At 69.8% G+C, this 12952-nt stretch carries 9 protein-coding genes and 2 tRNA genes; 3 read left to right on the forward strand and 8 right to left on the reverse strand.

Annotated elements, in window-relative coordinates:
- Window positions 1–153 precede the first annotated feature (153 nt).
- A complete protein-coding gene (leuS, locus tag ACIBK3_RS22620) occupies window positions 154–3036 on the reverse strand; it encodes a leucine--tRNA ligase (RefSeq protein WP_399368061.1) in 2883 nt (960 codons plus the stop codon).
- Window positions 3037–3484: 448 nt separating this feature from the next.
- Here leuS and ACIBK3_RS22625 point away from each other — a divergent pair, with 448 nt between their 5' ends.
- Entirely contained in the window at window positions 3485–4783 is a 1299-nt protein-coding gene (locus tag ACIBK3_RS22625) for a cytochrome b/b6 domain-containing protein (protein ID WP_399368063.1), read from the forward strand.
- On the forward strand, window positions 4780–6390 hold the full coding sequence (locus ACIBK3_RS22630; protein WP_399368065.1) for an NADH-ubiquinone oxidoreductase-F iron-sulfur binding region domain-containing protein: 1611 nt from the start codon (window positions 4780–4782) through the stop codon (window positions 6388–6390). Before ACIBK3_RS22625 ends, ACIBK3_RS22630 begins: the two co-directional genes overlap by 4 nt.
- A gap of 158 nt (window positions 6391–6548) precedes the next feature.
- Here the strand turns inward: ACIBK3_RS22630 and ACIBK3_RS22635 are convergent.
- From ACIBK3_RS22635 to ACIBK3_RS22645, 3 genes are all read right to left on the reverse strand, one after another.
- Window positions 6549–6621, reverse strand: a tRNA-Ala gene (locus ACIBK3_RS22635).
- A 131-nt stretch (window positions 6622–6752) separates the two neighbouring features.
- Window positions 6753–6986 (reverse strand): hypothetical protein, encoded by a 234-nt coding sequence (locus ACIBK3_RS22640; protein ID WP_003976229.1) that lies wholly within the window; start codon window positions 6984–6986, stop codon window positions 6753–6755.
- A 246-nt stretch (window positions 6987–7232) separates the two neighbouring features.
- Entirely contained in the window at window positions 7233–8600 is a 1368-nt protein-coding gene (locus tag ACIBK3_RS22645) for an MFS transporter (protein WP_399368902.1), read from the reverse strand.
- A 214-nt stretch (window positions 8601–8814) separates the two neighbouring features.
- Here ACIBK3_RS22645 and ACIBK3_RS22650 point away from each other — a divergent pair, with 214 nt between their 5' ends.
- A complete protein-coding gene (locus tag ACIBK3_RS22650) occupies window positions 8815–9669 on the forward strand; it encodes a helix-turn-helix transcriptional regulator (RefSeq protein ID WP_399368067.1) in 855 nt (284 codons plus the stop codon).
- Window positions 9670–9729: 60 nt separating this feature from the next.
- Here ACIBK3_RS22650 and ACIBK3_RS22655 read toward each other — a convergent pair.
- The 4 genes from ACIBK3_RS22655 to ACIBK3_RS22670 form a co-directional block, all read right to left on the reverse strand.
- Window positions 9730–9802: transfer RNA gene (locus ACIBK3_RS22655), tRNA-Ala, on the reverse strand.
- Between the two features lie 118 nt (window positions 9803–9920).
- Entirely contained in the window at window positions 9921–10589 is a 669-nt protein-coding gene (locus ACIBK3_RS22660; RefSeq protein WP_399368069.1) for a histidine phosphatase family protein, read from the reverse strand.
- Window positions 10586–11029: a ribosome silencing factor gene (rsfS, locus tag ACIBK3_RS22665; protein WP_399368071.1), complete on the reverse strand. Its 444-nt coding sequence runs from the start codon at window positions 11027–11029 to the stop codon at window positions 10586–10588. Before rsfS ends, ACIBK3_RS22660 begins: the two co-directional genes overlap by 4 nt.
- Before the next feature lie 131 nt (window positions 11030–11160).
- Complete coding sequence (locus tag ACIBK3_RS22670) at window positions 11161–12942, reverse strand: LytR C-terminal domain-containing protein (protein WP_399368073.1); 1782 nt, start codon at window positions 12940–12942, stop codon at window positions 11161–11163.
- Between the last annotated feature and the right edge of the window lie 10 nt (window positions 12943–12952).

Raw genomic sequence — 12952 nt, forward strand, 5'->3', positions numbered from 1 at the left:
CCCGGAGTTCCAGAAAAACCCCGAACCTGCCCGTAGGGGACGACCCCGATGCGCTCCCACCCGGCCGGCCCTTCCTGCGCCGGGACGCGAAGACCTGGGCCGGCACGCCGAAACCCGACCGGGACGCGAAACCCTGCGCCGAGAGCCGGAAACCTACGCCGGAACGATGTTCACCAGCTTCGGCGCCCGCACGATCACCTTGCGGATCCCCGCCCCGTCCAGCGCCGCCACGACCTTCTCGTCGGCCAGCGCGACCTTCTCCAGTTCGTCCTCGGAGATGGACGGCGAGACCTCCAGGCGAGCCTTGACCTTGCCCTTGACCTGGACCACGCAGGTCACGGTCTCGTCCACGACGTACGCCGGGTCGGCGACCGGGAAGTCCTGGTGGACGACCGAGTCGGTGTGGCCCAGCTTGCGCCACAGTTCCTCGGCGATGTGCGGGGCCAGCGGGGCGACCAGCAGCACCAGCGGCTCGGCCACGGAACGCGGAACCGGGCCGCCCGCCTTGGTCAGGTGGTTGTTCAGCTCGGTGACCTTGGCGATGGCCGTGTTGAACCGCAGCCCCTCCAGGTCCTGGCGCACGCCGTCGATCGCCTTGTGCAGGGCACGCAGAGTGTCCTCGTCGACGTCCTCGGTGTCCACCACCGTCAGGGAACCGGTCGTCTCGTCGACGACGTTCCGCCACAGCCGCTGCAGCAGCCGGAACTGGCCCACCACCGCGCGCGTGTCCCACGGCCGGGACACGTCCAGCGGGCCCATGGCCATCTCGTACAGGCGCAGCGTGTCGGCGCCGTACTCGGCGGCGATCTCGTCCGGAGTGACCGCGTTCTTCAGGGATTTGCCCATCTTGCCCAGCAGCCGGGAGACCTTCTCGCCCTGGTAGTAGTAGGCGCCGTCGCGCTCCTCCACCTCGGCGGCCGGTACGGCGATGCCGCGGCTGTCGCGGTAGACGTAGGCCTGGATCATGCCCTGGTTGAACAGTTTGTGGAACGGCTCGGCAGACGACACGTGCCCCAGGTCGTACAGGACCTTGGACCAGAAGCGGGCGTACAGCAGGTGCAGTACGGCGTGCTCGGCACCGCCGACGTACAGGTCGACGCCGCCGTGCGGCTGGCCCTCGCGGGGGCCCATCCAGTACTGCTCGATCTCCGGGTCGACCAGCTTCTGGTCGTTGTGCGGGTCCAGGTAGCGCAGCTCGTACCAGCAGGAGCCGGCCCAGTTGGGCATGGTGTTGGTCTCGCGGCGGTAGCTTCGCGGACCAGCACCGTCGCCCAGGTCCAGCGTGACGTTGACCCAGTCCTCGTTGCGGGACAGCGGCGTCTCCGGGGACGTGTTCGCGTCGTCGGGGTCGAAGGTGCGCGGCGAGTAGTCCTCGACCTCGGGCAGTTCCAGCGGCAGCATCGACTCGGGCAGGGCGTGGGCGATGCCGTCCTCGTCGTAGACGATCGGGAAGGGCTCGCCCCAGTAGCGCTGCCGGCTGAACAGCCAGTCCCGCAGCCGGAAGTTGACGGTGCCCTCACCGACACCGGACGACTCCAGCCACTCGGTGATGCGCGCCTTGGCCTCGGCGACGCCCAGGCCGTCCAGGGAGATCTCGGCGTTGGACGAGTTGATGATCTTCGCGTCGTACGACGCGAAGGCGTCCTCCCACGTCGAGGTGTCCGTGTCCCGGCCGTCGGTCGGTTCGACGATGCAGCGGATCGGCAGTTCGAAGGCGCGCGCGAACTCGAAGTCACGCTGGTCGCCCGCCGGGACGGCCATGATCGCGCCGGTGCCGTAGCCCATCAGGACGTAGTCGGCGATGAAGACGGGGACCTGCTCGCCGTTGACCGGGTTGGTCGCGTACGCGCCGATGAAGACGCCGGTCTTGTCCTTGGCCTCGGCCTGCCGCTCGACGTCGGACTTCGAGGCGGCCTGCGCGCGGTACGCGGCGACGGCCTCGGCCGGGGTCGCGTGGCCGCCGGTCCACACGTCGTGGGTGCCCTCGGGCCAGGCGTCCGGGGTGAACTTCTCGACCAGCGGGTGCTCGGGGGCCAGCACCATGTAGGTCGCGCCGAACAGGGTGTCGGGGCGGGTGGTGAAGACCGTGATGCGCTCACCGTCGATCGGGAAGTCGACGCGGGCGCCTTCGGAGCGGCCGATCCAGTTGCGCTGCTGCAGCTTGATGGCCTCGGGCCAGTCCAGCGCCTCCAGGTCGTCCAGCAGCCGGTCGGCGTAGGCGGTGATGCGCATGTTCCACTGGCGCAGCTTGGCCTTGAAGACCGGGTAGTTGCCCCGCTCGGAGCGGCCGTCGGCGGTGACCTCCTCGTTGGCCAGCACCGTGCCCAGTCCGGGGCACCAGTTGACGGGCGCGTCGGAGGCGTACGCCAGGCGGTACTCGCTCAGGACGTCGGCCTTCTCGACGGCGTTCAGCTCGCTCCACGCGCGCGTGTGGCCCGGTACGGGGCGTTCACCGGACTCGAACCGGGCGACCAGTTCGGAGATCGGGCGGGCCTTGTCCGCCTCGTCGTCGTACCAGGAGTTGAAGATCTGCAAGAAGATCCACTGGGTCCACTTGTAGTACTCGGGGTCGATCGTGGCGAACGACCGGCGCTTGTCGTGGCCCAGGCCCAGCCGGCGCAGCTGGGACGTCATGTTCTCGATGTTGGCCTCGGTGGACACGCGCGGGTGCGTGCCGGTCTGCACGGCGTACTGCTCGGCGGGCAGGCCGAAGGCGTCGAAGCCCAGGGTGTGCAGGACGTTGTGGCCGGTCATGCGCTGGAAGCGCGCGAAGACGTCGGTGGCGATGTAGCCCAGAGGGTGACCGACGTGCAGTCCCGCACCGGAGGGGTACGGGAACATGTCCATGATGAACTTCTTGGGCTTCGCGACCAGCTCCGGGTCCCCGGCCAGGTCACCCTTGGGGTTGGGCGCCGCGTAGGTACCCTCGGCGTCCCAGACGTCCTGCCAGCGTGCCTCGATGTCGGCTGCCATGGCGGCCGTGTAGCGGTGCGGCGCGGCCACCTCGGCGGTGACAGCGGGGTTCGTCTCGCTCATGATCCTCAAAGCTCCATCGATCGTCTCTGCCGCGGCTGTGACTCAGGAAACGAAAAATCCCCTCGCACAGGAGGGGACGCCGCGCCGATGCCGACCACTGTCTCTCACCAGCGGTCGGGACTGATCAGCGCGGCCCGCTAAGCAGAAGGCGTACGGCACGCATGCGGTTAGGGTACCGCAGCGCTTGAGCACAACGCGACGCGCTTACGTATGCCTCCTTGGCACCGGGTGCTGCCCTCACAGATGCTGTCGGGCGCCACTGATCACACGTGACAACAACCGAATCCAGGCCAAAGGTTACTTCGCGTAACAGCTACTAAGGGACATCGCAACGCCCCCATTGTCGTTTGATAACAACGCAATAACCCAAACCACGTACCCACCGGTATGGCGCCACTTAAAGTGCGGCAGCGGGACCGCTTTCCCGAAACTGCTCGGAGTTGCCCCCATGAACCCTCGTCGTAGTAACAGCTCGCTCCCCCAGCCGGGCCGGTCGGCCTATGGGGTGGCGTCGGCTGTCGTCCTGCTCCTGATACCCGTGGTCGTGCTGGTCGGAGGTGACCGGTTCCGCGACTTCCTGAACTTCGGCGCGGGCGTCCTGTCCCTCGTGTCGCTCAGCTGCTCGGTGATCTGGGGCCTGGTCGCCCAGGACCGGATCTTCCTGAACACCCGCCAGCGGATCATCGGACAGGCGGTGCACCGGACGACCGCGGTCGCCTCGATCGCGTTCCTGCTGCTGCACATCACCACGAAGATCGCCCTCGACCACACCCAGCTGATCGCCGCGCTGATCCCCTTCTCCCTCGGGGTGACCGGCGTCGAAGGCCTGATCGGTCTCGGCTCCCTGGCCGGCCTGCTCATGATCTTCGTGGGCATCACCGGCGCCCTGCGCAGCAGGTTCGCCTCCCCCGCCCCGGTGGCCGCCCGCTGGCGCGCCATGCACATGCTGGCCTACCCGGCCTGGTGCGCGGCACTGCTGCACGGCCTGTACGCGGGCCGCACGGCGAAGCCGATCTTCGTGATCATGTACGGCACGTGCGTGCTCGGCGTCACCGCCGCCCTCGCCCTGCGCGCGGCCCCGCGCCCGGTCAAGCGCAAGGTCGCCGACCGCATCGCCGCGATCATGGGCACCACGGAGCGGCCGGGCCGCGATGAGCTGGACGCCAGCCGGGCCAGGGTGGCGGCGGAGTCCACGGGCTCCCTCCCGGGCTACGAGAACCAGCGGGGCACGCGCTCCCAGACGCGCTCCAACCCCGCCTACGAGGCTCCGGCGGCCCCCGTGGCCCCGGAGCCCGCGAACGGCTTCGCGGCCGCCTACCGCGCCGTCTCCACACCTCCACGCGCGCGTCAGGACCCGTTCGCGGCCGACCAGACCGCGCGCATGGACCTGCCGATGGACATGCAGCCCACGGAGGCGATCCCGCGTATGGACGGCGGCGGCAGCACCTCCGGCAGTTGGCCGATCCCGTCCCCGCCGCCGGTCGGCGAGGCACCCCCGTCGGCCTACGACCCGCTCAACGACACCGGATACAACATCCCCGCCTACGGCAACGCGGGCGCGTCCGGCTACGGCTCGAGTGATGTGTACGACACCGCTGAGACGAACACCCTCTACGGCGCGTACTACCCCGATGACACGTACAACAACAGCGGTCCCGCCACTGAACCAGCGCCCGGTGCCTCGCACGACTTCGACGCACCGGGTTCGGGCGAACCTTGGAACATGCCTTCCGGAGGCTATAGGTGAACGAGGCCCTGCCCGACGTCCCAGAAGTCCGCGTGGTCGGTCTTCCCCAGCTCACGTCGGGCTTCGACCTTGTCGAAAGACTCGATCTGCCCATGCACCTGAAGGTGCACGGGCCGCTCGAACCGATGGGCGGAGAGCAGCTCGCGCAGCTCTCCGAACGCATCAACCTGAAGGGCCGCGGCGGCGCGGGCTTCCCCTTCCACAAGAAGCTGCGTTCGGTCGCCGAAGCGGCGATCAAGCGCGGGGTACGGCCGGTCGTCGTCGTCAACGGCAGCGAGGACGAGCCGGCCTGCCGTAAGGACACGGTGCTGATCAACCGTGCCCCGCACCTCATCCTGGACGGCGCGCTGCTGTGCGCCGAGGCCCTCGGTGCCCGCACGCTCGTGATCGGGGTCACCCGGGAGTCGACGCAGCGCTCCATGGAGGCCGCGCTCGCCGAACGCGGCCTGAGCAACAGCCGCCGGTCCGCCCTGCGCGCGAGCGTGCAGCGCAACCCGGTGCGCATGGTCACCGGCGCCGCCGCGTCGCTGATCCGTTCCATCGACGGCGGCCCGGCGATCCCGCCCGGTCGCAAGGTCAGCGCCTCGCAGAACGGCGTCGGCGGTGCCCCCACCCTCCTGTCGAACGCCGAGACGTTCGCCCAGCTCGCCATCGCCGCCCGCATCGGCCCGGAGCGCTACGGCAACACCGGCCTCTACGACGAACCGGGCACCGTCATGCTCACGGTCTCCGGCGCGGTCGCCCGCCCCATGGTGATCGAGGTCCCCACGGGCGTGCCGTTGCGTTACGTCCTGCAACTCGCCGGCGCCCCGCCCGTTCCGCAGGGTGTGCTGACCGGTGGCTACCACGGCAAGTGGATCGACGCGGCGACCGTCAACGAGGCGATCGTCTCCCGCAACTCCCTGGACGCGGTGGGCGGCGCGCTCGGCGCCGGCGCGATCCTGCCGATCAGTCAGGAGACCTGTCCGCTGGGCGAGTCGCTGCGGGTGGCGCAGTGGCTGGCGGAGGAGAGCGCGGGACAGTGCGGTCCCTGCTACCTCGGTCTGCCGGCCGCCGCGCGCGGCATGGAGGACATCATCAACGGCGGCGGACCGGCCGCCCTGGAGGCCCTCAAGCAGGTCGCCAAGAACGTGAAACGGCGCGGCGCGTGCTCGCACCCGGACGGCTCCGCGATGTTCCTGGAGTCGACGATCAAGGCGTTCACCGACGACCTGGCCGCGCACGTCCTCGGAAACGGCTGCGGAAGGCCCGTGGAGGGCGTTCTGCCGCTCTTCGAGGGCGGCAAGGTTCCTACGGGCATCCCGGGCGGCCAAGAGGCCGACGAGACCGGTCCCAGCCGTCAGAAGATCTACGTCGACTGGACGCTGTGCCGGGGCCACGGCCTGTGCGCCGACATCCTCCCCGAGGTCTTCGAACTCGGCGCTGACGGCTTCCCGACCGTGGCGCAGGCCCAAGTGCCGCGCTACGCCGAGGCGAAGGCGCTGCGCGCGGTCCGCCGTTGCCCCGCGCTGGCCCTGCGCATCGAGGAGGACACCCGCGGACAGGCCCCCTCCCGCAACCTCCCGGTCCTCTCCCAGGGCCGCGGCCGCCGGGCCCTGGGTCGCTGAGCCCGACGCACCACCAAGGGGCCGCCAGAGAGCGGGCGGCCCCTTCGCTGTACCCCTTCGCTGTTCCGTTTTGCTGTGCCGTGGAGCGCCGGTCCGCCAACTGGCCCCGGGAACGCGAAGATCCCGCCGGATCGGGATGATCCGGCGGGATCTGACTGTGGAGCTAAGGAGAATTGAACTCCTGACCTCCTGCATGCCATGCAGGCGCTCTACCAACTGAGCTATAGCCCCTCGTGGTGTCCGCCCGGTTCCCCCGGCGGCGACGCCAACATTACCGGGCCACCGGGGGGAGCACCAAATCGTTTCCGCCCTGTCCGAATTGGGCGCTTATATCCATTCGTGCCGTGACACCACCTGGGCGATCAGGCTGTGACAAACGAATAGAACCGTTTGAGCGTGCAGTGCTCTTCGAGCAGCCGCCCGTAGATCGGCTCGCCCTCCAGTTCACGGTACGTCTCGATCGGGTCGCCTTTTATGATCAGCGCCCGCGCGCATTCCTCACACCAGTACTGGTAGTCGGGGTTGACCGGCTCCATGTCACGGACGATCGGCGTACCGCTGCCGCACCAGTCGCACTTTCGCCTGTGTGCACCCATCGATCAGCTCCAGCTGTGGCCGCAGGCCGTGCACACGTAGGAAACTCCGCCGTTGTCGCCGAGCACTTGGGCCACATGAACAGAACCGCAGGAAGGGCAGCTGAGACGAATAACCGTGTCCCGTGTCGACGCTGCATCAAGGAGGTGGCCGATCTCCTTGAGGATGCTCGCAGGCATCACTGCTCCCTCCCGTCGGGCCGCGCCCCCTTCCGGCCGTTTGATTCTGCCACGGCCGGACCAATACGGTCAGCGACGCCTCAGTACCAGTCCGGACACGGCACCCACCGCGGCCGTCGCGGCCAGCGCGAACATGCACGCCAACAGCGCCTCCGCAGAGGTATACGCCCCGAACGCCCCGAGTGACTCAAGCCGGTTCAAGAACAGTGTGCCGAACACCGCGACTCCGATCAGCTGGCCGAGCTGTGTGACGGTGGCGAGCAGACCGCTGGCGTCCGCCGCGTTCTCGGGCGCCACCGTCGCCAGCGCACGGGTGAGGGTCGGGCTGAAGGCGAGCGCGAGCCCGACGCCCACGCCGGCGTACGCGACGTACAGCAGCGCGCCGCCCTCGTCACCGCCCCTCAGGTCCAGGCCCACCCCGGCGACGACCAGCGCGGTGATCACGAACCCCGCCGGGGTCAGCGCGCGCTGCCAGGGCGCGGGCCAGTTGCGCCAGGTCAGGCCGACCAAGCCGAAGACGACCGCGGTCGGCGCGAAGGTGAGACCCGCCCGCAGCGCGCTGTAGCCGAGGCCGCCCTGGACGTGCAGGGTCAGCGCGAACAGGAAGCCGCCGTTGACGGCCATCACCGCCATGATCCGGAACACGGCGAGCCCCATGCCCGGGTGGCTCAGCACACGGGGTGCTATCAGCGGGGCGCCGCCACGCCGGGCCAGCCGGGACTCGTACGCGCAGAACAGCCCGAACAGCAGCGCGCTCGCGCCCAGCGACAGCCAGGACCACAGCGGCCAGTCCTCCTCCTGCCCGAGCACCAGCGGCACCGTGAAGAGCGATACCGTCGCTCCCAGCAGCACGAGGCCGGGCAGGTCGAGGCCGCGGGCCGGTTCCCGCGTCGCCACCTTGTCGCCGGCCGGCAGGACGCGGCTGCCGACGGCCAGCAGGGCGAGGCCGACGGGCACGTTCACGAGGAACACCGGCCGCCAGCCGGTGCCGAACAGGTCGGCGCTGACCAGGATGCCGCCGACGACCTGCCCGGCGGCGGCCCCGACGGCGAGCACCGCCGAGTAGGCGCCGAGCGCCTTGACCCTGGCCTCGCCGGTGAAGTGGCGCTGGATCAGGCTGAGCACCTGCGGGATCATCACCGCCGAACCGGCGCCCTGGACCAGCCGGAAGACGATCAGTTCGGTGGAGCCCTGCGCGAGGCCGCAGGCGAGCGAGGCCGCCGTGAACAGCGCGAGCCCGGCGAGGTGGACCCGGCCGTGGCCGAACCGGCCGCCGAGCCGGGCGCCGGTGATCAGCAGCACGGAGTAGGTGATGGCGTATCCGGCGATCACCAACTGCAGTTCGCCGCCCGACGCGTGGAGGTCGGTGCCGATGGTCGGGGCCGCGACATTCACGATGAACACGTCGAGCAGCGCCATGAACTGGGCCGCGAGCACCAGCGCCAGCAGCGGCCGGGGCCGATTGTCAGTGCCGGGCGCTTTACTGATGGCACGACTTGCAACGGGTGTGGGACCCGCTCCCGTCCTGGGTGTTGTCGTCATGCCGATGAGCGTGACGGCCCGGGGATACGGGTGCCGAGTGCCCGCTGATGCTGGTACTGACAGCACCTGGCAGGGGCCAAGCCGGGCTTCGATGATGGGGGATGTGACGATGGGAACGACACAGCGCCGACGACCCGAGCTGGCCGCCTTTCTGCGCAGCCGACGCGCCCGTGTGACACCGCAGGACGTGGGCATGCCGCCAGGCTTCCGTCGTCGTACACCCGGACTGCGCCGGGAGGAGGTCGCCCAGCTCTCGGGCGTAGGGGTCACCTGGTACACGTGGCTGGAACAGGGGCGGCCGATCAACGCCTCCGCGCAGGTCCTGGACGCCGTGGCGCGCACCCTGCGGCTCGACGCGCCGGAGCGCGAGCACCTCTACCACCTGGCCGACGTCCCGTACGCGCCCGCCCCGGAGGCCCTCGTCCAAAGGGTCGGCCCGGAGATCCAGGGCATCATCGACGCACTCGATCCGCGCCCGGCGGTCGTCTACAACTCGCGGTACGACATCCTGGCCGCCAACTGCGTCTACCGGGCCCTTTTCTCCACGAACCCGATCCCGGCGGACGGCACCCCCAACGCGCTGTGGCTACTGTTCACGGCCACGGAGGAGGACTGTCCTCTGGTGTTCCGGGATACGGAGCTGCCGGTGATGGTGGCCACCCTGCGCGCGGCCTACGGACTGCATGCCGGCGAGGCGGCCTGGGAGGGGTTCATACGCAGGCTGTCGGCGGCCAGTTCCCTCTTCGCGCGGCTGTGGGAGAGCGGCGACGTGGCGGAGCCCGGGCGGCGGGTGAAGGTCTTCCGGCACGCGGAGGTGGGCGAGCTGCGGATGACGTCGTTGTCGCTGTCGGTCAACGGCATGCCCGAGTGCCGGATCGTGGTCTACACGCCGGACGACGAGGAGACGGAGCGGCGTACGGCTGTGCTGAGGGAGTTGGCGAACATGAAAGAGCCCGTCCCCTGAGACTGCGGGAGACGGGATCTTCCTGGACGATCTTTGACAACTCAAGAGAGTGTCGATCTGTGGAGCTAAGGAGAATTGAACTCCTGACCTCCTGCATGCCATGCAGGCGCTCTACCAACTGAGCTATAGCCCCTTGTGCCACGCGGCGGAGCCGCATGGTGTCTCGCCCCGCTCGGCGGGGCGAACAAGAAGAACTTTAGCCTGCGACCTGCCAGAAAGTGAAATCCGGGTTCCCGGGTCCGCGGGGCCGCTCAGTCGTCGTCGCCGAGCACCGGTTCCGGGAGGGTGCCGGCGTTGTGCTCGAGCAGGCGCCAGCCGCGGGCGCCCTCACCGAGAACGGACCAGCAGCAGTTGGAGAGTCCGCCGAGGCTCTCCCAGTGCTGGGACTCCAGGCCGAGGAGACGACCGATGGTGGTGCGGATCGTGCCGCCGTGGCTGACCACGACCAGCGTGCCGGTGTCGGGCAGCTTCTCGGCGTGCCGCAGCACGACGGGGGCGGCACGGTCGGCGACCTCGGTCTCCAGTTCGCCGCCACCGCGGCGCACCGGCTCGCCGCGCTTCCACGCGGCGTACTCGTCGCCGTGCCGGGCGATGATCTCCTCGTGCGTCAGACCCTGCCAGACGCCCGCGTAGGTCTCCCGCAGGTCCTCGTCGTGGGTCACCTCCAGGCCGGTGAGCGCGGCGAGCTCGGCTGCCGTGTTCGCTGCCCGCTGGAGGTCGGAGGCGACGATCGCGTCGGGCTGCAGGGAGGCGAGCAGCCGGGCGGCGCGGCGTGCCTGGCCGACGCCGGTCTCGGTGAGCTCCACGTCCGTGGTGCCCTGGAAGCGACGCTCCACGTTCCACAAGGTCTGGCCGTGCCGCCACAGGATGACGCGGCGGCCCCGGCCCGGCCTGCGCCCGGCGCCGGACGGTGCGCTCACCGCAGCTCCCCGAACTCGGTGGCGTCCTCCTCGGCCCGCAGCTTGGCGTGCTCCTCGCCCTTGCCGCGGGTCGCCCTTGCGTCGGCGGGCAGCTCGATCTCGGGGCAGTCCTTCCACAGCCGCTCGAGAGCGTAGAAGACGCGCTCCTCGCTGTGCTGGACGTGGACGACGATGTCGATGTAGTCGAGCAGGATCCAGCGGGCCTCGCGGTCGCCCTCGCGGCGTACCGGCTTGGCGCCGAGTTCCTTCGAGAGCCGCTCCTCGATCTCGTCGACGATCGACTTGACCTGGCGGTCGTTGGGGGCGGAGGCCACGAGGAAGGCGTCCGTGATCGACAGGACGTCACTGACGTCGTAGGCGATCACATCATGGGCCAGCTTGTCGGCGGCCGCCTGGGCGGCGGTGGTGATGAGCTCCAGGGAGCGGTCAGTCGCGGTCACTACATGGCTTTCGGTCGGCGGTCACTTGGCATCAAGGGTCTCACGGACCGCCGAGGGCACCCCACGTGATGGTCTCTTCACGTGGGGTGCCGCCCTCGCGCACGCGGGGTACCGGCCCTCTTCGGCCCTGCCTAGGAGGTGGACGCCGGCTTGTAGTCCTGGCCGAGGACCACGGCGACGTCGCCCGAGGAGACCGTTCCCTTGCTGACGGAGCCGGCCGGCAGGCCCAGGGTCTTGGCGACCTCGGTGGCGTTCTCCTTGTCGGCGGCGTCGGCGTAGACGACCTTGGAGGAGGTCCGGGCGGCGGTGGCCGTACCGCCGTCCAGGAAGGTGAAGCCGCCGTTGAGGAGGACGACACGGGCCTTCTCGGTGTTGTCCTTGACGCCGCTGGCGTTCTCCACGGACACGCTGACCGCCGCGTCCTTGTCGGGGCTCTTCGCGGTGCCGCCGAGGACGTCCTTGACGACGCTCGCGCTGGCCTCGGCGCTCAGGGTGCCGTCGTTCAGGACGGGCAACAGGGCCGTTTTGTAGTCGCCGCCCTTCGCGCGGTCGGCGAGCTTGGCGAGGAAGGTGCCGAGGACGTTGTCGGTCAGCGGCGGCTCGAGGATCTGCGCCAGCGTCTGCACGGTCGTGGTGGCGGCCGTGGGGTCGGAGGACAGCTTGCGCAGCACTCCCTGCATGACCTGCCCGAACCGCTCCAGCTGCGCGTTCTGCGCCTCTCCGGAGGCGCGGTAGGTGGCGTAGGCGACGGCCGTCTTCCCGCTGAGGGTCTGCGCCTTCCCCTTGCGCACCAGGGGCGCCTGCCCCTTCTTCTTGGCGGCCGGATCGGGCACGTCGGCGTTGGTGTCGACATCGATGTTGCCGACGAGGTCGACGAGGTTCTCCAGGTAGGGGGTGTCCAGGCGCCAGGTGCCCTCGATGTCGGTGCCGAGGACGGTGTCGAGGGAGTCACGGGTGCCGGAGGAGCCGTCGTCGTCGACGGACTTGGCGAGGGTGGTCGTGGTGCCGTCGTCGTCGGTCACGACGAGGGAGTTGGGCAGCAGAACTGTGGTGCCCTGCTTGGTGGTGGTGTTGTCGACGAGCAACGCCGTGGAGGTGCCGCCCTTCGAGGTGTTGTGCAGGTGGACGACGATCACGTCGCGGTTCTGCGCTCCGACGGCCGCCGTGGTGCCGGTCTTCTTGTCGGAGGACGACAGGCCGGGCAGCTTCCCGGCGAACCAGAGGTAGCCGACCCCGCCGACCGCGACCAGCGCCAGCACCACGACGAAGGCGATGAGCCGGCTGCGGGCGCGGCGCTTGGCCTCCTCGCGGCGCTCGGTGCGGTTCTCGGTGAAGTTCAGCCAGTCGATGACGTCCTCGGAGTCGCCGTCGGGCTCCTCCACGAACGCGAACTGCTCGGTGCGGTAGTCACGTGCGCCCTCGCCCGCCCGGGCCCCGCCCGGCTGGGCGTGGGGTTCCGGGTCGGTTCCGGCACGCTGGTCACGCCGTGGGGCCGCCGGTTCCTGGGCCGGGCCGGCCTGCTGCGGGATGTAGGGGGTCTGCTCGGCGACCCGGGGCTGCTGCCCGCTGACGGCGGTCCGGCCGTAGGGGTCGTACGAGGGTGCCGGGCCCCCGGTCTGCTGGGTTCCGGTGCCGTACGGGTCGTAGGGCGGCACGGGCGCCTGCTGACCTGTGCCGTACGGGTCGTACGCCGGGGTCTGCTGCCCGCCCTGGGCGTACGGGTCGTATCCGTAGCCCTGCTGGGCGTACGGGTCGTACGGCTGCTGCGGAGGTTGCTGGGTCCCGGCCTGTTGGGACTGAGCCTGCTGGGGCTGGACCTGCTGGTAGACAGGCCGGCCGTACTCGTCGTAGCCGACGATCTCGTACTGGTCGTCCTGACGGCCGCCGTGTCCCGCGTCGTATCGGTCGTTCACCGGTGCCCCT

Origin of the sequence: Streptomyces sp. NPDC050287 (assembly GCF_044459385.1) — a bacterium.
Classification (GTDB): domain Bacteria; phylum Actinomycetota; class Actinomycetes; order Streptomycetales; family Streptomycetaceae; genus Streptomyces.